A 22,463-nucleotide genomic window follows, 5' to 3' on the forward strand; every position below is an offset into this window, starting at 1 on the left:
GTAACCTCCACCTCATCTCGATATTGTTTAACCCATTTATACAATGAATACGGGGAGATTCCATGTTTTCGTGCAGTTAATGCTACATTCCCCCGGTCTAGTGCTTCCTCGACGACCTGTATTCTCAACTCGTCAAACTTACTGTGTTGCACTCTCATACGGACTACCTCCAGCTAATTTTTATTGTATATTGTTTAGCCTGAAAGTGTCCAAGGTGATTAGGGGGCTTTATAGTTTAACTGCACTTTTTACAATTAGATTTCTAAGACTGCCATAATGGCAAGGTTTAACTGTACAAAATGCAATTACTACGTGCGAGGCGGCCAGAATAAGGCCATAAGCATTCGTTTTTTTCCCACGTATATGGCTACAAGATTCTTTCCCCAGTAATTTTATACTTTCTGATATTAAAAAAACCGAGGCATAGGCGCTCGGTCTTTCATTATCATCATTTTGACTTTAATACAATTTTTCCGAAATCGCCTTTGCTGTCATTTCTCTATATTTCAAGGCCTCTTCTTTTATTTTCAGCGAGACGCCGACGTTCAAAATATCGATGAGGACAAGCTGCGCCGTCTTGGCGGACAATGAGCTGCCCTGCAGCGGATTTTCCCTGGCCACCATCAACAGCACAATATCCGCCAGCTTCGTAATCGGAGAACGGGCATTGCTTGTAATGACAATAATTTGGGCCCCCGCTTTTTTGGCCAGACTCAGGTTGTCAATCGTATCTTTGGTGCTTCCGGATATAGAGAGCCCTACGGCCACATCCCCTTTTCTCATTAGCGAGGCGGACATAGCCTGAAAATGGGTGTCGGATCGCGCTATACTGTTCTTTCCGATTCTTGAAAAACTGTGAGCCGCGAGCTGGGCCGTAAGTCCGGAAGAGCCTACGCCAAAAAAGCTAATATTCGTAGCTTGATACAGTAGAGATATCGCTTTCTCCAATTGGTCCGGATTGACTAGCTCCGAGGTTTGCTCCAGCGTTTCAATATGCATCGAGATCACTTTCCGATTTAAGGTCGCCGCGTCATCCTCTTCGGTAACTTCATGATATAAACGGTCAGATGGCTTAACTAAATCCTGGGCCAAAGACAATTTAAAATCCTGAAATCCATGGAATTTCAGCTTACGACACAGTCTTAATACGGTCGTCTCGCCCACATCAGCCCTCTCGGCCAGCTCCGTGACCGAATGGTAAATGACATCCTGCGCATTTTCCAGAATGAATTTAGCCACTTTTTGCTCTGTTTTCGTGAGTCCGTTCAGATGACTTCGGATCGACAGCAGCGTTTTCCCCATTCCTTGTTCGCTTAACAAGTAAATTCCCCTTTCAGGCCCGATACCCATTTCACCGATTCTAAGGCAAATACTCCGGTTTTGTTGACATACCACGACATTGGTTTTTCTACTAATAAATTATACATAATATTGAAAAATGGCAAATGCAATTGTTACCCTATTTAAGTATATCCAATTGGGCTTTCTATTTCATCTTTTCAAAAATGTCGGCTGCCGCACCGATCACTCCTCCGTCGTCCTCCAGCATCGCTGCCACAACATCTATGGTCTCCGGCGAATTTCGGTATACGGGCAGCAAAGAGCTCGCGAGCTCTTCCCTGACAATATCCAATAGGAAATTGCCTTGCTTCGTTATAGCCCCGCCAACTACTATGCCCTCAGGGTTAAATATGTGGATCAGATTGGCTAATCCGATCGCGATATAACGAGCATACTGGCGGACAAGCACTGATGCAAGCTTGTGATCTTCACGAGCAAGGGAGAACACAGCCTTCGACGAGACCAACTCTTTGGCTTCAGGGTCGACTTGGCGAGCCATCCGCATCAACCCCGTCACAGAAGCATATTGCTCCCAGCAGCCGGTTCTCCCGCAATTGCAAGGCTCGCCTCCGTCTACAATGACATGGTGGCCTACCTCTCCGGCGTAACCGCTGCGACCGCGGTACGGCTTCCCGTCGACAATAAGGCATCCGCCAACCCCAGTTCCGAGCGTAACACATACAAAATTTCGCCAGTTTCGGCCGGAGCCAACCCACGCTTCCCCGAAGGCCATCGCATTAGCGTCATTGTCGACGGATACAGGCAGGCCAGTCGATGCATGCAACTGCTCACCAAGCTTCATACCCGCCCAGCCCGGTAAATTGGCAGTCGCCCCCATGACTACACCTTCGGCATGATTGACTTGGCCGGCCGTTCCGATACCTGTGCCAATAAGCGACCAGCCTCTTTTCCGGGCTTCATCCGATAGTTGCTCTACAATACTTATAACTCGCTGCAACAGCGCTTCGCCGCCTAAATAGGCCTCCGTGGGGAGGACCAAACGATAAACCACTTCTCCTCGATCATTTACGATACCGGCCTTGATATTCGTACCGCCAAGGTCGATTCCGATCGCCACGCTCTCTTGATGGCTCATCGTTTGGTTTCCCCCTCCTCCATTTCTACTTGGAATCCTACCTCAAACATTCGGTTCCAGGGAAGCGTCACACTCTGAATATTCAAACTTTCAGCAACCTGCCCCTGCATATAGCGACCAACAAAAGCGTTCAGCTCCGCTTCAATAATGCGGCATACCTGATCCTGCACATGAGAAAGGGCAAAATAGCTTGCTCCAAGCGGCGGCAGCGATTCAAGACATACCTTATAGCGGACCAGCGACTGGTATCCCCAATCTTCGATCAGCCGGGAAATATAGAACAGACGGCTGCTGCGTCCGAATCTTTTCTTCTCATCGCCAGCAGCTTTCCGGTAGAACGAGGCGATAACCGCATGGGCAATAACGGTCCCCAGTGAATTGCCTGAAGTGTTCCAGCCGGCGTATCCTTCAAGACGGGGGAGCAACCCCCGGCTGTGAAGCAGCGTCATCAGCAAATGATCTCCACCGTTGCATAGGGCAACATCAGCCAGCATCACAAGCCGATCGGCGTCCAGGTAATGCTTCATCGCCTGGGCGAATTCGCGCGTATTCACCTCCGAAAAATAAGAGCGGTGCCGCTCCTGGACCAGCGTGCTGGTCTCGCCCATCTCTTGCTGCGATACGGCCGGAGAATGCACCATCAGAATTGCATCCGCATCGGCGGACCCATCGGCCATAACCGCCCCGGCCGAGGTAAGATGCGCCTTAATGCTTTCGTTTAAGCTGCGATCCTCATATTTAGGAATGCACAGCGGCCCCTGGGTCGAGGAATACCGGACGAATAAGGAAGGCGTAAACTGCTTCAATTCGGAGAACACCCGTGCAAAGAGCGTACAGCCGATTTCGTCGGCTCCCGGATAGATCGCTACCCGGTCGGCCAGTCCGGCAAGCTCCGTTTGGATCGTCAAGGCCCGCTGTTCCATCGCGCTAAACCCATACTGAGCGTTGTCGTCCAACGGGAAAATCAAATAATCGATCACTCCGGTTTCCGCGAGCTCCAGTGCCGCCTTGTTAACATCCGAGTTAACGCTGCGTCTTGTACGGTAATCGGTCAGCACATCTTCCGGAATGGTGGCCAGCACCTCGCTCAGCCGCTTCTGCTCCGCTTCCGTCAAACCAACGCTTTCGCTTTTATCGCTGAGCCAGCCAAGCTCATAAATTTCACGGCCGACCTGGTCGTAATAATCCGGTTCCTCCTCACTGCTAGAATACGCCGGGACCCGGGTGATTAAATTGAACGCGTATATTTTCAGATGCGGATTCGCTTCCTTTGCTTTTCGGAGCAGTTGCAGCCGCACCCGGCAGTCCTCCGAGCTGTCATGATGGAGACGGGAAGGCACGATGCCGCCATGTACGAGCATGTCGAGCGAAGCAATTAGCACGCCGGCAGTCCGACATTCCTCCATGAGCCAATCCGCCACCCCCGTTAGATTGGCCCGCTGCTTTTTCTTCCCTAGAAGCTCCAGCGCAGGAACCAGCATCTCCAGATCCGTCATCGCGGCGAGCTGCTGCGGGTAAAGCCTGTTGCATGGTCTTTCATCCAAGGGCAAATAAACAACCTTTGTCTTCATCCTTAACACCTTCCTAATAGACGTATTGGTGAGAATCGGCCAGAGCCGTCACTCCTTCACTGCGCCCGCAGTAATCCCGCGAATAAACTGCTTTTGCATCAGCAGGAACAAGATGATCATCGGAATCAGAGACATTACCGAGCCGGCCATGATCGCCGTCCAGTCGATGTCTCTCGACGATTTGAAAAGAGCCATACCTACCGGAAGTGTCCGCATCTGATCGTTGTTCGTAACAAGCAGCGGCCACAGCAGGTTGTTCCAGGCCGTGTTAAACGTAAAGATTGCCAAAGTTGCCATGGCCCCGCGGTTTAAAGGGACAACGATTTTCCAAAATGTCCGCATTTGCGAGCTTCCGTCGATCGTTGCCGCTTCAAGCAGGGCATCCGGCATGGACAGCATGAACTGACGGATCAGGAAAATGCCGAAGGCGGTGGAGATTTGAGGAAGGATCAGCCCCTGATACGTATCGATCCAGCCGAAATTCGAGATCATCCGAAACAGAGGAATCATCGTTGCCTGAAACGGGATCATGAGCGTGATCAGAAACAACATGAAGAGAATATTCCGGCCTGGAAATCTCATTTTAGCGAATGCGTACCCGGCCATCGTGCACAGCAGCACCGTGACGGCTGTGATCAATAGGGCAACGACAATACTATTCAGGTAATAACGTCCAAATGGAATCATGGAGAACACTTTCTCGTAGTTTGCAAAATCAAGCGAATCCGGAATCCATTTCGGCGGAAAGCGGAACACTTCACTCCCCGGCTTAAAGGATGTCGAGAGCATCCAGGCGAGCGGAGCCAGATTCAGCACTAAACCCGCGCTTAGAAACAGGTATATGAAGAACAACTGGATTTTCTTCTTTTTGAATTCTCCCATGGCGGTTACCTCATTCTTCCTTCTTATAGATCAGCTTGAACTGGATCAGCGAAATAATGAGCAACATGAACAAAAAGATGTAGGATAGCGCAGACGTGTAGCCCAGTTTCAAGTATCTAAAGTTGCTGAAAATTTGAAAGACGATCGTTTCTGTGGATTTCACCGGTCCTCCGTTTGTCATGACATAAATTTGGTCAAATACGTTAAACGCTCCGATTACCCCGTATATGAGCAGGAAGGCGAGCGTGTCCTTAAGGCCCGGAAGCGTAACGTTCAGAAACGATTTGAAGCCGCCCGCGCCGTCTATTTTAGCCGCCTCATACAAATGCTCCGGAATCTTTTGCAGCGCCGCCAAAAATACGATCATCGAAAAGCCCATCCCCTGCCAAATACTCGTGCCGATAATGGAATACATGGCAACCCTTTTGTCCGTCAGCCATCCTACCGGCTCAAGTCCCAGATCGCCCAGGATGAAATTCAGGAGTCCCTTCTCGTTGTAGATCAGCGTCCATACGAGAGCTACGACGACCATCGGAGTGATGACAGGGATAAAATAAGTGACCTTGAAAAAGCTCTGGAAACGTCTCAACTTATCGATCAAAAGCGCCAGTATTAACGCGATTCCCATCCCGCCGATCAAGCTGACGACAGCAAATTTGACCGTGTTCAGCAATGCCTTGTGAAAATCCTGACTCTCCAAAATCTTCATATAGTTTTGGGCTCCGATGTATTTGGCGCTCTGAAGCCCGTTCCAGTTCGTGAAGCTCATCAAAAATCCATACACCATCGGAATAAGGCTAAAGACGATGAGCAAAGCGATAGGAATCAGTACGAATAGGTAAGCTTCCTTGCTCTTTCTCATCTCCCGCAAAATATTGCGCCGATGGGGAAGCAACTTGCGCTCCGGCTCGACGGCAAGGTGTCCGTTCATCTTTCCCACCCTTTCAGTGAAAGGCGGGTATATGCCATACCCGCCTTAACATTCAACATGCTTCTACTTTTCCCGAGGAACCCTGCTTATTCCTGCGCTAGGATTTGATTCACCTTTTCGGCAGCTTCATCCAACGCTTCCTTCGGCGAAGACTCCTTCATCACCGCTTTGGCAACCGCATCGGTGATGGTTTGGCTAATTTCCTGCCAGGAGCTGACGATCGGGTTTGGTTTGCCTTGTTCAACAGCCTTTTTAAATACGTTCAGCGGAACATCGTCTCCGAAGAACGGGTCTGGTGCGCTGACTTCCTTCGATTCGAGTGCTGGCAAATATCCCGGTGCAGCCCCGGAAGTCTTGTACACCTGAACGGCATTTTCTTCCCGGCTCAAGAACTCGATGAACTTCCAGGCCTCTTCTTTATGCTTCGATTTCTCGAAAATACTCAAATAAGTGCCCCCGATATGGGTTCCGTACTGTTTGTGGCTCATGGCATCGGTAATTTTCCACTTGCCCTTTTGCTCCGGATTGCTGTTCTTGATTAAGCCCATAACATAAGGTCCGTCCTGGAACATGGCTATGGTTCCGTCCTTTAGTCCCGCTACGTAGCTGCCGCGGTCCGGCGTCCAGTTAATGGCAATTTTATATTTGTTGACCATATCGGCATAAAACTGCAGTGCTTCAACCCCTTCGGGACTATTGAAGGCAGCTTGCTTCATGTCGTCAGACAGGACTTTCCCGCCATTCGCATAGAGGAATGGTTCATAGTGGTTCCAATCCGGCATAACCAGAAAAGCGTATTGATCGGTTTTTCCGTCCCCATCCACATCCTTAGTTAACTTTTTGCCGACATCAACAAGCTCGTCCCAATTTTTCGGTGGAGCGGCTGCGCCTGCCTCCTTGAGCAAATCGCTGCGATAATACAAGGAATAAGAGTCGAAGTCATAAGGAATACCGAACAAACCTTGGTCCGTGGTCGCAGCTTTGATCATTCCTTCGCTGTATACTGACTTGATGTCTTGTCCATTGACTTTCCCGCCGGAAAGCGTATTCAAATCTGCAAACAGGCCAAATACCGTATATTTAGGATTCCACATGAGTCCGGTCGTAGCAATGTCCGGCGTTTCCCCGCCGGATGCGGCAGCGGCCATTTTATCCCAGAAGTTATCCCATGGCTGCTCCTGAAAATCGATCTTGATATTAGGGAACTCCTCTTCAAATTTCGGAATCAAGGGCTTGATTGGTGTAGTAGCTCCGTAGTTGTCCCATACCGTAATCGTAACCTGTTCCTGCTTCTCACCTTGCTCTTTCGTAGCGGGCTTGCTGTTGTCGCTTTTCCCTCCGGAACAGCCGGATAACGCCATAGCCGAGACCAAGATTAAAGACAGCATAATTGATAGCTTTGATTTGTGTTGCATGTTAACCCTCCCTTTTTGATGTTCCATATTGACCAAGCCCTTGAGTCCAAATACATGAAGCGGTTCATCCCCCCTCTCAGTGACTTCCTTCCGAAGTGATCAGTTATACGGAAAATGAGATAGCGCATCAACATATTTCTTAACAATCTCTTGAGGACGCGTAATGGCTCCTCCAATAACTACCGCATACGCCCCTTCCTGCAAGCAGTACAAAGCCTGCTCTGGACTATGAATTCTGCCCTCACCCAATACTGGAATCCTCACCCTCGAACTCAGGTCAGCGATCAACTGAAAATCAGGTTCTTGCCCTTGAGGGCTGTATGGGGTATAACCTGACAACGTTGTAGAAATGAGATCAAATCCAAGCTGCTCGGCCATCAATCCTTCTTCTAACGTCGAAATATCTGCCATAAGCAATACCTGGTGCTTTCTTCTAATCTCTTTAACGATCTCCGAAAGGGATAATCCATCCGGGCGGTCGCGTTTAGTCGCGTCCATCGCCACAATATCGGCTCCGGCAGCAATCACTCCTTCAACTTCTTCTAAAGTTGGTGTAATATATACGCCAAATCCCGCATATTCCCTTTTCCATAAACCAATCAAAGGCAGCTTCGTAACGCGCTTGATCGCCGCGATATCCTGGGGTGTATTCGCACGAATTCCCACGGCATCGCCCATTTCGGCAGATATCGCGAACCGGGTCATAAACTCGCTGCCGAAAAATGGTTCTCCCTCAAGAGCCTGACAGGACACAATCAAACCGCCTTTGAATGATTCAATGATGGAATGGGCCATGAGCAAAACCTCCAATTATATGATAAATTTCTCCTTTTATTAATGTATAGGAGAATATTTTCTCCAAATAGAAGTAAAAAAATATCTTTTTATGCTTGTGAAAGATTAACAGATAACTTATGTTCTAAAATAGAATCCGTAGGAAGAATAATATCTCCAAATTATTTTTATATAATGGTTTTTTTCTTTATTATAGAATTGCAATTCACTTTTGTAAACAAAAAAATGAAGCCGCCCTCGAGAAGGGGCAACTTCATCAATTTCTTTTTTTCTATTCCACTGCTGTAGCAGTGCTATTCGCAAGCGTATTTGTAATCTTGGCTTTGCCTTTTTGCTCTTCAATCCAAGTTTGAGACAAACTGGACACCTGTTGTTTAACTAGAGAATTGCGAATTTCTTCTTTCTTCTCATCAAGCGTAGCCGTATGAGCTTCCTTGCGATCGGTCAGCTTGAGCACTTGATAGCCTTCGCTCGTCTTCACTGCACCGCTGATTTCATCCTTCGCCAGCTTGAATGCTGCCACTTCTACTGCTTCTTCCTTCTGCCCGCGGGCAAAGAAGTCAGTATCTCCACCCTTATCCTTAGTAGCTGTATCTAAAGATTTGCTCTTGGCGAGCTCTGCAAAGTCCGCGCCCGATTTCAACTGTTTAATAATATCATTAGCCTCAGCCTCGGTTTTTACAAGAATAACGGAAGTCCGCACTTGCTCTGGCGTTTTAAAAGCATCCTGGTTAGCATCATATACTTGTTTGATTTGTTCATCAGTTACCTTAATTTTCGGCTCAAGCAGCTTGGTCAGTTTCAGGTTCATATCCACCGTTTTGCGTAAATTTTCCTTGGTCATGCCTGCCTGCTCAAGTGCCTGATTAAACGCCTCTTCCGAGCCGTATTGAGTAATGTAGGTTTGGATTTCTTTATCAATATCAGCCGAAGACACTTGGAGGTTCTGCTTTTTCGCTTCCTGATTGACAAGCTCCTCATTGATCATTTGCGACAATACTTGTTCGCCGCCTTGGGCAGCCAGTTCCTTAAACAGTTGATCCTTCGTAATTTCTACGCCGTTAACTGTTGCTACCGCCTCGACCTTTTTCGCAGAGAACGGTGGCTTAATCAGCACAATAACGAGCAAAATCGTAAGCACTACTGAGACGATCGGCCAAAGCTTATTCGAGAACATGGGCTGAGGGGCCTTCTCGGGTTGCTCCAGTGAAAAGTCGGATTTCATTACCGGCGTTTCATCACTTTGGAAAGCTTCAACACGTTCCGCATTATCAAGTGTATCAGTCGGCTGCTCATCCTGTAAGTTTGCAAGTGGGCTTGCCGTTTCTTCTCCGTCTATTACAGCATCGGAATCGGCTTGCCCCTCCTTAGCGGTGGTATCCCCCTCTGCTAAGGCATCCTTTCCCGCTGTTTCTAGCTCTTTCTTATCTTTTTCATCCATCTGTGCTGTGACTCCCTTCTTCTATTTAAAACCTGTTTTGGAATCGTACTTTCTTGACTTTAACAGAAATAAGCCGGTCAAACCTTAAATAAATATAAAAAAAGGAGCAATTTTTTTAAGGAACGATTAAGCAAAATGCCGTAAAGAGGAAAAACATCCTTACCTTTGATTCGTGTTCTAGGCAAAAAAGGTGTAGAATATACTGGTAAATCTAGTTCGGGAGGATACCACGACGATGGATTATCAATCTTATTTTAGTAAGCAAAGAGAACAGCATTTAAACGAACTCAGCGAGCTGCTGAGAATTCCAAGCATTTCCGCGTTATCCGAACATAAAGCCGACGTCAAGAAGGCCGCCGAATGGATTGCGGATTCGCTGCGCCGCGCCGGACTGGAAGGAGTGGAGGTACATCCGACCGCCGGTCATCCAATTATATATGCCGAGCATTTGCATGCTCCGGGCAAACCAACCGTTCTCGTATACGGTCATTATGACGTACAGCCTGTTGACCCATTGAACCTTTGGGAAACTCCACCTTTTGAACCGTCCATTCGTAACGGAAAGCTGTACGCTCGGGGAGCGACAGACGACAAAGGGCAAGTATTTATGCACGTCAAAGCCGTTGAAGCTATATTGAAGCAGGAAAAAGAGCTGCCTGTTAATATCAAGTTCTGCATCGAGGGTGAGGAAGAGGTTACAAGTCCTAATCTCCCGATTTTTTTGAAAGACAATCAAGAGAAGCTGGCGTCAGATCTCGTGCTGATCTCCGATACCGCACTTATGGCTCCAGGGAAACCGGCGATCTGTACCGGCCTTCGCGGCTTGTGCTCGCTGGAGGTTTCCGTATTCACCGCGAATACCGACTTGCATTCCGGTTCGTTTGGCGGAGGCGTTCCGAACGCACTGCATGCACTAGTCTCGCTGCTGGCTTCCTTGCACGATGACAAAGGGCGTGTAGCTGTAGAAGGTTTCTATAAAGGAGTACCTGAACTGACCCCTATGGTCCGTGAAGAATTCGCTAAACAGCAGTTTGATGAAGAAAAACTGAGACAAGATCTTGGACTTACTTCGCTATATGGTGAAGAGGGTTACACCTTTGTGGAAAGAGTCGGCGCACGTCCGACACTGGAATTAAACGGCGTATACGGCGGATTCCAAGGCGAAGGCTCCAAAACGGTCATTCCGAAAGAAGCGCATGCCAAAATTACCTGCCGTCTCGTAGGAGAACAGGATCCACAGGATATGCTCGATAAGATTGAACGTCATTTGCACGACCACCTGCAGGAAGGTGCTACGATCAAAATCGTGCAAATTGAAAAGGCTCGCGCATTCGAGATCGATCCATCTGAACCTCTACTGCAAAAAGCAGCCGATGCCTACGAGAAAATTTATGGCACCCGCGCTCTGTTCACGAAGGATGGCGGTTCGATTCCAATCGTAGAAACATTATCACGTGTCTTGTCCGCACCGGCCGTGATGATGGGATTCGGTCTGCCGGACGAAAACCTGCATGCTCCAAATGAACATTTTAATTTGGAAAACTTCGACAAGGGCTTGCTCACAATCGTCGAATACTTGAAATCGCTGTAGGATTGTAGGAAATAAGTGTAAAACGAATATTAAAAATGCATTTGTTAAAAATGACCTGGCGGGGATTTCCCCCCAGGTCATTTTGTGTGCAGCTAGTTACTGTTGTGGAATGAATTCACACCACTAATGCATTTAGTACAGCTATTTTCTGGTGAATTGCTGATTTCTGGATTTTAACTGCAAAACCTGCATCTAAAATGGGACCATCCGGACGGAAGTGACGATCCCCCCTTATTTAGTGCATTAGTGCAAACTTTAGTGCTTACTGTAAACTTAATGGCCAGAATTCGCTGTGAAACATGAGCACTGGACTTTACTGTTAGACACGACGAATAGACCGCTGGACTTACCTCTGGACTTGGAAGTAGACTTCGCTGCTAGACTCGACGGTAGACTTGCCTGTATGCATGCTAATGGGCTAGTCAATTCCTGCGAATCGACTAACGAACTCATTAAGCGTTATTTGGGGCATATTTGTGGTTTGAGCATTCTAACGAACTCCAGTAACGCTATTTGCCACTTTGTACTGCGATTCTACCGTTTTTATGCCAAATAAGGCCGCTGGAGTTCGTTAGACTTCAAATAACGCGATTTTCCCGGAAATAAGCGCTATTCAGTTCGTTAGAGCCAACAAGAGGGTCCTATTTCCAAATATCTTATACCATATTCTCACAGTTGAATATCCCTGGATTCAACCATTAAAAAGCCGAGAAAGCACACAGTCTATTCTGCATGCTTCTCGGCTTGTTCGCCAGCATCATATCTTTATTGCAGGGGGGCTCCAAAACAAATCATCAACCCTTCGTCGCACCGCCCAAACTAAACCCTTTGGACATGAAGCGCTGAGAGAAGATGTACAAAATAACCGAAGGAGCGGTATACAGCAAAGCAAATGCGGCCAGTCTGCCGTATTCTACCATGCCGTGGCTGCCGAAAAATTGATAGATCGTAACCGAGGCAGGCAGCTTCTCGGGGGTTTGCAGCAAAATATACGGCACGAAGAAGTTGCCCCAGCTTCCGGAAAACGTGAAGATCGCAATCGTGCAAATACCAGGAAGCATTAAAGGGGTAACGACTTTACGGAGACCGGTCCATACCGAAGCCCCGTCAATCCAAGCGGATTCCTCGAGGTCCACCGGTACGGAATCCATGAAGTTCTTCATCATCCAAATGCCGTAAGGAAGTGATGATGCGGTCAAAAACAAAATCGTGGCAATAATCGAGTTTTGCAGCTTTAAGAACAGAAATAGCTGGAAGACAGGCACCATAACCGCCGTAATCGGCAGGGCCGTCATGAACAAAATTGTCAGCAGGAAGCTTTTCTTAAACTTCATTTCATAACGGGACAACGGATAAGCCGCCAGCGCGGATACAATTACGACAAGGGTCGCTTGGCCCCCAGACAAGAGCAGGCCGACACCGAAGGAACGAATGTTGGAGGCGTCGGTAAGCACATCCTTATAATTTTGCAGCGTAAATTGCTGCGGAATTTTGATTCCTTGCTGAGCATGGGCATCAAATGAGGCAAATACAATCCATAATAAAGGCAGTAAAAAGCATAGCCCGATGAAGCCTAATATTACATATTGAATATTTCGATGGGTTTTATAACGTGTCATATTGATCACCTCCGGTGGTTACACTTTTACTTTCATGGATCTCATGTATAGCAAGCTTGCGACGATACCGATGAACAGCAAGACGAGGGAGATGGCTGTTCCATAACCGAACTGATAATTCACAAACGCCTGATTATACATGAAAATAGGAAGCGTCTGCGTGGAATTGCCGGGACCGCCACCGGTCATCGTATAGATCAAGGTAAACACGCCGAGGGTTTGGAGCGTTACTAGCATCATGTTGGTCACGATGGATCCCTTAACCATAGGTAACGTTACATATCGAATCACTTGGAATGGCCGAGCTCCATCGATGGTTGCCGCCTCTTCCACCGATTTAGGAATATCATCGAGTGCCGATTGATATACCATCATGGAAAATGCTGTTCCGTGCCATATATTTGCTATGACTACGCAGGTCATCGGAAACGTATAAAGCCAGGATACCGATTTAAGGCCAATCGCCTCTAAAATGCTGTTTAAGGAACCCATATCGCCAAAGAAAGCGATCATACAGAAAGCCACAACGATTTCAGGCGTTACCCAACCGGCAATGACGATAATTCCGATAACCCGGCGGAAAGTCACGTTTTTTTCTTTCATAAGCAATGCAATCAGGAATCCCAGTACAACCTGACCGATTACGGCTGAGAGTATGAGAAAAACTAGTGTACGGTATACACTAATTCTGAAGTCGGGGTCCTGGAACATGTTCGTGAAGTTTTGAAAGCCGACGAATTCAAGACTTTTAGCGGCTTCCCCTGTGAGAGACATATTGGTAAATGCAAAGCCAAAAGTCATCAGTATCGGTATAATAAAGAAAATCAGCAGCAGCAAGATTGTCGGCAGCAGGAACAGCAGAATCTGCAGCCCTCTTCCCTTTTGGTTCTTCATCACATTCTCTCCGTTCAGAACAATAAAGGGATAAAGGTTGTTCTTTATCCCTTGTATTGTCTTTTTTTATAGTCGGTTTATTTCTCTTCGACTTGGTCCGCACCTACAACCCGGGATACGCTATCTTTAAACTGCTTCACTGCATCTTCCGGAGTAAGCTTACCGGAGGCAATGCTTTCAACAATACCTTGAAGCTGTGTCGAAACGCTTGCGTATTTATCGTTGGTTGGACGGAAATGTGCATATTGAACGAACGATTGCGCTTCTTTTACGAACGGACGATCCAAGTATCCGGATACATCGACGGAGTCTGTGCGAGGGCTTAAAGCGCCTTCGGCAATAACCCGTTTCGTCGCGTTTTCTTTATTCATAATGAATTGCAGGAATTTCCAAGCTTCATCCTTGTCTTTTGCTTTGGCCGGGATTGACCAAGCCCACCCGCCGGACATCGTAGTAGCTCCAGGATCTTGACCGTTTTGAGTCGGCATAGCAACAAAGCCCATTTTGTCGGTTACATTATCAATTGGGGAAGGACCGGTTGGGAACCATGCCGAGCCAGCCCAGCTGCCGTCAAGACCGATAGCCATTTTATCTTTCGGGAGCAGTTGTTCGAACGCCATACTGCCGGCTTGTCCACTCAGAGCGATTTGCAGGGAAGGACCGGTTTTGTCTACATTAAAGACTTGGTTAATAAATTTAAAGGAATCCAGCAGTCCAGGACTGTTTACGATCCATTTTTTCGTATCGAAATCATAAAGCTGGTCTTGCGTTCCGTACAGCAGCATTTCCAGCGTTTGCATCGTCACGCCTTCACCGCTCGCTTTACCTACTGTCATATGCATCGGAGTTACATCCGGCAATTTGCTTTTAATTGTGCGAGCTGCGTTCAGTACGTCCTCCCAGTTTTTAGGCTCCCATGGTACAGGAAGTCCGGCTTTCTTAAACAGATCTTTGTTGTACCAAAGGCCGCGGGTATCCGTTGTAGCCGGGATACCATAGAAGCTGCCGTCTTCGCCTTTGACGCCTTCCTTCAAGCTTTCCGTAATATTGTTCCAATCGCTCCAAGCAGTTACCTTGCTGTCGAGCGGTTCAAGATAACCGGCCTGCGCATCGGATTTAATGATGGAGGTATCTTCAGCAACGATGTCAGGAGCGGTATCTTCCGATTTCATTTGCAGGACGACTTTAGAGAAATAATCGCCTTCACTCGCGAGAATCGGAGCCAGCTTGATTTTGATCCCTGGATTTTCGGATTCGAACTTCTCTACCAACCCGGATTTAAAGTAGGTGTTAAGCGCATCGTCGGATCCTGTTGACCGGAAGGAGATCGTTACCTCTTTCGTGGCATCCTTAGTTCCTTCACTATCCTTAGCCTTATTTGTACCACTACCGGAACAAGCGCTTACAAACAACAGGATGGAGCAGAAGGTCAAAATCAAGGCGATTCTAGACTTATTCACTTTCATCGTATTTCCCCCTTGTTATAATAAATTGTTTTGGCTACTTCCTCTTGGCGATGCCGAAATGATCCATAATAAATTCGCTAAATAGCATATTGGACCAGGAAAACCACGGTCTCGTATACTGAGTGGGATCGTCCATCAAAAAACTTTCATGTGTCATACCAGTACCGGCGTCGGTTTCTTGCAGCCACTTCAACATTTGCTCCCGTTCAGCCGGATCGTTAGAAGTGAGTCCACGCATCGATAAAGCGATATGCCATATGTACTTGTCCGGTGTGTGCGGGCTTCCAATTCCACTTGCAGCTTTGCCGCTGAAATAGTAAGGATTCTCTTCGCTAAGGATAAGCCGCCGTGTATTTTGGTAAATCGGATCATCCGGTGTGGTATACCCTAGATAAGGCAGCGACAATAGACTTGGTACATTGGCGTCATCCATCAAGTTGTAGTTTCCGAGTCCATCCGTTTCATAAGCGTAGATTTTGCCGTATTTCGGATGCTCCATCACGCCGTAGCGTTGGATACCCTGCTCGATTTCCTCGGCAAGCTCTTTTGCTTCCCCCGCCAGTTTCGCATCAGACAACACTTGACCGGCAATTTCCTCCAGGTAGCGCAGTACGACCACGGCAAACATGTTGGACGGAATGAGATATCCGTATTGACAGCAATCATCACTCGGTCTAAATCCGGACCAGGTCATCCCTGTGTAACCTGTTAAGCTGCCCTTGCCGTCTCTGACGAGCGTATCGGTTAGACTCACGTTTAGGCGCTGAAAGCTATACGGCGATCTAACCTCATGATGCTGCTCTGTCTTCCATAACTTAAGAATCGTTTGGACCGCCTGGCGGAAAGTTTCGTTAAACTGTGAAGTCCGGCCTGAAGTTTTCCATAACAGGTAGCTGAGCTGAATCGGATAACACAAAGAGTCGACTTCGTATTTTCTTTCCCACAGCCACGGGTTCATTTCAGTTAAATCATCCTGGTGTCCCTGACCGTTTGCCTCTTCGTTAAAAGCGTTTGCATAAGGATCCAGCAAAATATACCGGAACTGCCGCTGAACCAACCCCTCAATCATGTCCGCGAGATCGGAATCTTCTCCTGAGAGTAGTAGATATGGCCGAACCTGTGCTGCCGAGTCTCGGAGCCACATAGCCGGTATATCACCTGTTATAACAAATGTTGTCCCGTCCTCCTTTCGCTTGATCGTTGTGTGGATCGTATTGCGGAAGCAATTTTCAAACATCTGGGCAAGCTTCGGACGTCCCTGGAGCTTACTGTGAACAAGCTCAATCGTAGCTTCAATCGATGCGTAACTCTCTTGTTGTTCAGATGCCAACTCTCAACCCCCCTATTCCAAAAACATCTTTATATGAATTGCTTACGGTTTTATTATAATCTAACAAGATAGTATGTCAACATATATATTTTATAACAATTATAATATGTATTTCAGGTTATAATCCACTAGTATATCAATAAAAAAGGAGATCTCCTTTTTTTTGAGATCTCCATTCAACATTTAAAGGTTTGCTCGAGGCGGTGCTGTCGTCCGTCCGACCACTAGCTTCGTTGGCAACGTCGTTTTGCCCGGTACTGATTCATGATGCAGGAGCTTGATAATGCTCTCGATTGCTCTTCTCCCCATCTCTATCTGGTTTTGCATGACGTATGTAAAGTAAGGGGGACTGTATATTTTAGGACTATCGAAGCATAAAATCGACAGGTCGTCCGGTACAGAGAGTTGAAGTCTTTCCACGGCCTCAAACACAAGCTCGGCAATTTTGTATTCCACCGCAAATACCGCAGTTATCTTCGGGTTATTCCGCAAATGCTCGACAATAATTTGGATATCCTTCTCCCGTGCCTCCAAGTCAAAGTTATTGGGTACGGAGGACGCGATATTCTCAAGCCAAAGTTCCCGCTCTACGACTATCCCACGCTCTTCATGAGCCTCAATGAATCCTTCGATCCGCTCCTCAATGGCAGTCGTATTATCGAAGGGCTGAGTAATGAAAGCAACATGCTTATGTCCTAAATCAAACAAGTACTTCGCCGCTTCCTTAGCGGCCAAAATATTGTCGCTGCTGATAGATGAAGCGGACAAGCCCTTCAAATAACGGTCTACAAGCACGAACGGGAATTGAGAAATAACCAGTTTCAAAATTTCAGCGTTAAAGAATTCCCCTTGTGCCGGAAAAATAATCATCCCATCCACACCAAGCTCAAGCAGTTCCTGGATGGCCTCCTCCTCATATGACTGAATGCCGAAGGTTCGTCGAAGCACCAGGAAACAATGGTTTTCCCGAGCAGCCTCCTCCATCCCGTAAATGAGCTCCATTCCGTAGCTTTCGTCAAAATTAGTGATGACCAAACCGATGAGCAGTTTGCCAGTTCTGTCCCGCTCAGGGCGCAGCACCGCCGGTGTTCCCGCAGCAGCCGGCTCCCGCAGCGTCTCATTTACAAAGGAGCCTCTACCGGGCTGGCGGATAATGTAACCCTCATTGGTTAGCATCTCTAAAGCGCGCTTGCTCGTAATTCGGCTAACACTGAACTCATCGCACAATTCTTTTTCAGAAGGCACCCGTTCACCCGTTTTATATTGCCCGGATACAATCCGCTCTCTGATTGCCTCGTATATCTTCTCATACATCGGTTTCGATATAGAATCAGGCATGAAACTCCTCCCCGCCACAATTACACTATACAACTCAATAACATAATAATATAACATGTTATGTTGTTATGCAAACTTTATTTCATGAAACTAAACAAAACACCCCCTAAAATTTTCCTGGATGAACGCGTCTACGCGGACCCTGCGCAAATTCATCCCTTCTAGAGGGTGCTCTGTTTCACTAACATCATATTGAATTGTATCAATTAAGCGCCCATACCGGTGAACTTTTTAATGACCTGCGCCAGCTCTGGCCAGTATTCGCAGTTCTCATAATGGAACGAGGCAGGAAGCTCCAGCATTCGTTCCCATGGTGTCTTTTCCAGAAAAGGCTTCAGATTCTGCTCCACGCAAACGGCCTGCATAATCGTTCGCATGCGGAATTGCAGCGGATAACGTTTTTCCTTGCTAATCGGCTTAAAATACGTTTCTGCCATGTAATCGACGAGTGCTTCTCCCATGGCCTGCTCCTGCTGCTGATCCCATACCTGCTTGATTTCAGCCGCAAGCTTTCGCCAAGGCATGTCTTCCTTCGGATAAACCAGCCCCATGCAAGCCGTATCCTTATATGTCCATAAGGTCCAGGATACATCATGCTCCTCGCATAACCCCAGCATGTCTTCAATAAACTCAACTTGGAAATCGATCCCTGCCTTATCCAGTACAAGGCCGAGTTCTCCGCACCATACCGGTCTCTTGTATTTGTCACGGATGCTGACCAGCTTAAGAAAGCAGTCGGTTAATATGCGTTTCCGATCGGCCTTGCTCATCGCAGGCGACAGCACCTCCGGCTCATCCACAAACGGGTAGTAGTGGAAGGTGTAAGCAACCTGCGGGTCTGCAATCGGCTCCACCATGGTAAAATCGGTCGTAAACCTGTTTCCCTCCACAAAAATGATATGGTCAGGGTCCACCTTTCGAATTGCGCGAACCACCTTGTCGTAGAACTCGTTGAAAACAGCGGCATCCGTTACAAGCGAAGGCTCATTCACGATATCATAAGCGGCGACCCAAGGATTTCCACGGTAATGCTCCGCAATGTTAGCCCAGAGATTGACCACCGTATCCCTTAATGCCGCATAGCTCCAGAACAAGGGGAGGCCGCTTGCGGTATCGCAGTGCCAATCCGGATTTTGCCCTCCGGGTACGGTGTGCAGGTCGAGGATCGCGTAGATCTCATATTTTTCACATAGCGAGATCACATGATCCAGATACTTAAAGCCCTCCTGCTTCACGACGGACGGGTTCTGATCATCAATAAAGTACTTATAGTTGAATGGTAGTCTAAGCGCATTAACCCCTAAGCTTTTCAGCAGTTCAAAATCCTTTTCATCCATAAATTCCATCAGAAATCGATCAAAAAACTGCTTGCTTCTTTCCTCGCCGTATACCTCCCCGAATGCCTTCTTGATCATCGTGTCCGTCCCCGGAAATCCGATCATGAAATGCTCCAGATTCATCCACGTGCCTAGTCCAAAGCCGCGAAATACAATATTTTGACCGTTCACTTTAAATTGTTCTCCGTCCACCTGAACGAAATACGGTGACATGTAAATCCTCCTTTGATCGCTTCTTCTCTTAGTTCTTCATCCCGGAGAAGGCAACCCCTTTAGTAAAGAAGCTCTCTCCCGCGAGAAAAATAATGACCATCGGCAAAATAGCGCAAACCGTACCGGCCATCGTAAGCCCGTAATCCATCGTGTGCTCCGTCCGGAACACCTGAAGCCCGAGCTGCAGCGTCTTCAGCTTGTCATCATGAATGTAAATAAGTGGGGCTAGATAATCATTCCATATAAATGTAAAGGTGAAAATCGATAAGGTAGAAAGACCCGGTTTGGCCAGCGGCATCATAATCCGCCAAAAGATTCTCCATTCGCTGCTGCCATCGACACGCGCCGCTTCATTTAGCTCTATCGGCAAACTGAGGAAAAACTGGCGCATCAGGAAAATGCCAAATGCGCTGAACACCTGGACAAGAATATATCCGGTATGCGTGTTGTACAGCCCCAGCTTGGAGACGATTGCGAACTGCGGCACCATAATCGACTGCCAAGGGACCATCATATTCGTCATGAACAGCAGGAAAATGGCATTTTTAAACGGCACCTTCAGCCGAGCGAATGCATAAGCCGACATTGAGCAAATGATGACCTGCAGCACTGTGATGATCACCGACAGCTTGATTGTATTCCAGTAATAATCGCCAAATGGAATCGCCGTCCACACCTGCTTGTAGTTATTGAAATATAAGCTGCTTGGAATCCAGTTCATCGGATTTTTAAACGTCTCAACGTCCGTTCGCAAGGAAGTGGACAGCATCCATAAAAACGGAAACAGCATCAAGAGGGAAGCGATCAGTAATACGGTTAATAATAGTAGCTTAAGGGCAGTGGTCTTCGTCTTCCTTGCTCCAAATATACTTGTTGCCGACATCGTTACCCCTCTTTCCTAATAAGTGACCCATTTTTTCTCAAGCTTAAATTGAATAATCGAGACAATGACAATAATTAAGAACAGGACGACAGCCATCGCGGAGGCATAGCCCATTTTGTAGTTAACGAAGGCCTCTTGGTATATCCGATACACAAGTACGTTGGTGGAACGCCCTGGTCCACCGTTTGTCATGACCGATACGAGGTCGAACACTTGGAATGAGTTGATGATTGTAAGGATTAATGACATAAATATAGTTGGCGACAACCCAGGAAGTGTAATGTATAAGAAACGCTTCCATGGACCTGCTCCATCCAGCTTAGCCGATTCATACAAAAAATCGGGAATTCCCTGAATGCCTGCGAGCATCATCAGCATATAAAAGCCAAAGTTCTTCCATACGGAAACCAGTACAACCGCAATCAAAGCCCAATGCGTTGACATTAACCAGTCCGGCGGATTGGCAATCCCGATCGATTTCAATATGCCGTTGATCGGCCCGCGCATCGGATTAAACATGAGTCCCCATACGATCGCAACCGAAACCATCGATGTAATTTGCGGAAAATAAAACGCCATACGGAAATATTTTTTGAAATGGAAGACACTGTTTAGCGCGACGGCTGCGATCAGTGACACGAGCAGCGTCAAAGGTACAAACAGGGCAGCATAGATAAGGTTGTTCCCCAAGGATACTTTGAAATAATCGTCCTTGAACAAATGCACAAAATTGTCCAGGCCGACAAAGTTTGGCGTAATGTTAAATCCCCCGTAATCCGTAAAGCTCATAACTAAGCCGTAAAGCAGCGGGAGAAAAATAAACAACACAAACAGCAGCAGCGCCGGGAGCAGGAATAGAATCGCTGTCATGTACTCTCGTTGAAGCCGGTGGTTTAGATGCATAATACGATTCCCCTTTAGATTACTGTCACCACCGCCCTAGGCAGTGGTGACAGCGCAATGACATTCTATAAATCGTTCCTTAGCTACTTACCGAGTATCGATTTCCGTTGATTTTCAAACTCCTTGATCGTCTTATCGAGCGGCTGTTGCTGGAACAGGTACAAATCTCTTTGTTCCTTAAAGGCCTTGTTCACTTCGTCGATTTGAGCGATCGGTTGGTTTTCGACGACCGTCTTCGCATCGAAGAAGAAGTTGCTCCCTTGAATTCCGGTAGCTTTCAGGAACGAAGCTTTGGTAGCGTCACTGGAGTAAGCCGGCAGCACACTCGATTCAGCGATAATCGATTCACCTTTTTCACCGCCCAGGAACTCTACAAACTTAAAGGCCGCATCGATGTTTTTGCTGTTCGGGTTAATGCCGACAAAGGTACTTACACCACCGACCGTAGTTGGTTCGCTCACCCCATCCGGAAGAGGAAGCGGGGCCATGTCGAAGTTCATCTTTGCTTTCCCGGCAGCGATGTCGGCTTTCAGCATGTTGATGGTCCATTCCCCATTCACAAGCATCGCGACGTTACCGCCTTCAAATTGCTTGATCCAGTCAACGCTCTCTGCTTTCATTTGTTTATAGCTCATATGGGATTGATCCTTATAATACAAGCGGTCCAAATACTCCAGAAAATTAGAAACTTCCGTCAAATCATCATCCAGGATCGTCGCTCCCTTTTGCAGGGCACCGAGCGGAGCGATCATCCAATCGGCATAATAGCCGCCCCATTGCTTGCTTGTGCCGTCACCCTTCGTCAGCTGTTTAGCCAGCTGGGCGTATTTTTCCCAGGTCATTTGCGTCGGATATTTCACGCCGGCTTTGTCGAACAGGTCCTTGTTATAGAACAAGGCATATTCGGAAGTACGATAAGGCAGCGCATAGTATTTGCCTTCCGTCAACACTCTGGTAATATCCTGATAGCTTGGGCCATAGGCACCGACATCCAGGTTCGCCGCTTTCACGCGGTCGGTCAGATCCACCAGTTGTTTTTTCGAAGCAAATGTACCGAGCATCGCAGTCCCGTTTAGACTGTATATATCCATCTGAGAACCGCCGGACAGGTTATTCATGATTTGCGTATTGTACTCATCATCTTTACTTGTGACCATGTTCAATTTGACTTCAATATCGCTGTTCTGGTTGTTAAAAGCTTCGACTACTTTCTTCATGTAATCGGCTTCATCATTCCATGTGTAGTACTGCAATGTAACCTTGCCTTGTGGTTTGCTGGCTGAATCACCGGTGTTGGAGCTTCCTCCACCGCAGCCCGCCATGGCCGTCAGCATCAAACCTACGAGTAACAGAATTGCCGCCTTACGTCCCCTTTTCATATTCTCTTTTTCCTCCTCTGGTTTTGATTCGCTAGGAA

General features: G+C 47.4%; 19 protein-coding genes. 1 reads left to right on the forward strand and 18 read right to left on the reverse strand.

All coding sequences use genetic code 11. The features are described from left to right. The 9 genes from ACFQ3W_RS18350 to ACFQ3W_RS18390 form a co-directional block, all read right to left on the reverse strand. A partial coding sequence (locus ACFQ3W_RS18350) for a transposase (RefSeq protein WP_379320245.1) occupies positions 1-158 on the reverse strand: 158 nt, incomplete at its 3' end. A 301-nt stretch (positions 159-459) separates the two neighbouring features. After that, on the reverse strand, positions 460-1,350 hold the full coding sequence (locus ACFQ3W_RS18355) for a MurR/RpiR family transcriptional regulator (protein ID WP_379320687.1): 891 nt from the start codon (positions 1,348-1,350) through the stop codon (positions 460-462). Positions 1,351-1,486: 136 nt separating this feature from the next. Then, positions 1,487-2,437, reverse strand: coding sequence for an ROK family protein (locus tag ACFQ3W_RS18360; RefSeq protein ID WP_379320688.1), 951 nt, complete (start codon positions 2,435-2,437; stop codon positions 1,487-1,489). Next, the gene (locus ACFQ3W_RS18365) at positions 2,434-4,008 is read right to left on the reverse strand and encodes a DUF4127 family protein (RefSeq protein ID WP_379320689.1); all 1,575 of its coding nucleotides are present in this window, start codon (positions 4,006-4,008) and stop codon (positions 2,434-2,436) included. The genes ACFQ3W_RS18360 and ACFQ3W_RS18365 overlap by 4 nt, the downstream gene beginning before the upstream one ends. 48 nt (positions 4,009-4,056) lie before the next feature. Then, positions 4,057-4,890: a carbohydrate ABC transporter permease gene (locus ACFQ3W_RS18370; RefSeq protein ID WP_379320690.1), complete on the reverse strand. Its 834-nt coding sequence runs from the start codon at positions 4,888-4,890 to the stop codon at positions 4,057-4,059. 10 nt (positions 4,891-4,900) lie between these two features. Next, positions 4,901-5,821: a carbohydrate ABC transporter permease gene (locus ACFQ3W_RS18375; RefSeq protein WP_379320691.1), complete on the reverse strand. Its 921-nt coding sequence runs from the start codon at positions 5,819-5,821 to the stop codon at positions 4,901-4,903. A gap of 86 nt (positions 5,822-5,907) precedes the next feature. Beyond that, entirely contained in the window at positions 5,908-7,236 is a 1,329-nt protein-coding gene (locus ACFQ3W_RS18380) for an ABC transporter substrate-binding protein (RefSeq protein WP_379320692.1), read from the reverse strand. A gap of 99 nt (positions 7,237-7,335) precedes the next feature. Then, positions 7,336-8,031 carry an N-acetylmannosamine-6-phosphate 2-epimerase gene (locus ACFQ3W_RS18385; protein WP_379320693.1) on the reverse strand — a complete coding sequence of 232 codons (696 nt, stop codon included), beginning with the start codon at positions 8,029-8,031 and terminating at the stop codon, positions 7,336-7,338. A gap of 271 nt (positions 8,032-8,302) precedes the next feature. Further along, entirely contained in the window at positions 8,303-9,472 is a 1,170-nt protein-coding gene (locus ACFQ3W_RS18390) for a peptidyl-prolyl cis-trans isomerase (RefSeq protein WP_379320694.1), read from the reverse strand. Positions 9,473-9,707: 235 nt separating this feature from the next. Between ACFQ3W_RS18390 and ACFQ3W_RS18395 the strand changes: the two genes are divergently transcribed. Beyond that, positions 9,708-11,063 carry a dipeptidase gene (locus ACFQ3W_RS18395; RefSeq protein WP_379320695.1) on the forward strand — a complete coding sequence of 452 codons (1,356 nt, stop codon included), beginning with the start codon at positions 9,708-9,710 and terminating at the stop codon, positions 11,061-11,063. A 794-nt stretch (positions 11,064-11,857) separates the two neighbouring features. Here the strand turns inward: ACFQ3W_RS18395 and ACFQ3W_RS18400 are convergent. From ACFQ3W_RS18400 to ACFQ3W_RS18440, 9 genes are all read right to left on the reverse strand, one after another. Beyond that, positions 11,858-12,682, reverse strand: coding sequence for a carbohydrate ABC transporter permease (locus tag ACFQ3W_RS18400; RefSeq protein ID WP_379320696.1), 825 nt, complete (start codon positions 12,680-12,682; stop codon positions 11,858-11,860). Between the two features lie 18 nt (positions 12,683-12,700). Continuing rightward, entirely contained in the window at positions 12,701-13,576 is an 876-nt protein-coding gene (locus ACFQ3W_RS18405; RefSeq protein WP_379320697.1) for a carbohydrate ABC transporter permease, read from the reverse strand. Positions 13,577-13,653: 77 nt separating this feature from the next. After that, complete coding sequence (locus tag ACFQ3W_RS18410) at positions 13,654-15,042, reverse strand: extracellular solute-binding protein (RefSeq protein ID WP_379320698.1); 1,389 nt, start codon at positions 15,040-15,042, stop codon at positions 13,654-13,656. Positions 15,043-15,076: 34 nt separating this feature from the next. Continuing rightward, positions 15,077-16,372, reverse strand: a complete 1,296-nt coding sequence (locus ACFQ3W_RS18415) for a glycoside hydrolase family 125 protein (RefSeq protein WP_379320699.1) — start codon at positions 16,370-16,372, stop codon at positions 15,077-15,079. A 183-nt stretch (positions 16,373-16,555) separates the two neighbouring features. Next, on the reverse strand, positions 16,556-17,710 hold the full coding sequence (locus ACFQ3W_RS18420; RefSeq protein ID WP_379320700.1) for a GntR family transcriptional regulator: 1,155 nt from the start codon (positions 17,708-17,710) through the stop codon (positions 16,556-16,558). A gap of 206 nt (positions 17,711-17,916) precedes the next feature. After that, positions 17,917-19,260, reverse strand: a complete 1,344-nt coding sequence (locus tag ACFQ3W_RS18425) for a glycoside hydrolase family 5 protein (protein WP_379320701.1) — start codon at positions 19,258-19,260, stop codon at positions 17,917-17,919. 28 nt (positions 19,261-19,288) lie between these two features. Continuing rightward, complete coding sequence (locus tag ACFQ3W_RS18430) at positions 19,289-20,143, reverse strand: carbohydrate ABC transporter permease (protein ID WP_379320702.1); 855 nt, start codon at positions 20,141-20,143, stop codon at positions 19,289-19,291. 15 nt (positions 20,144-20,158) lie between these two features. Continuing rightward, a complete protein-coding gene (locus ACFQ3W_RS18435; RefSeq protein WP_379320703.1) occupies positions 20,159-21,046 on the reverse strand; it encodes a carbohydrate ABC transporter permease in 888 nt (295 codons plus the stop codon). Between the two features lie 83 nt (positions 21,047-21,129). Further along, a complete protein-coding gene (locus tag ACFQ3W_RS18440; protein ID WP_379320704.1) occupies positions 21,130-22,425 on the reverse strand; it encodes an ABC transporter substrate-binding protein in 1,296 nt (431 codons plus the stop codon). Positions 22,426-22,463: the final 38 nt, after the last annotated feature.

Origin of the sequence: Paenibacillus puldeungensis, from assembly GCF_042678945.1 — a bacterium.
Taxonomy (GTDB): Bacteria; Bacillota; Bacilli; order Paenibacillales; family Paenibacillaceae; genus Fontibacillus; species Fontibacillus puldeungensis.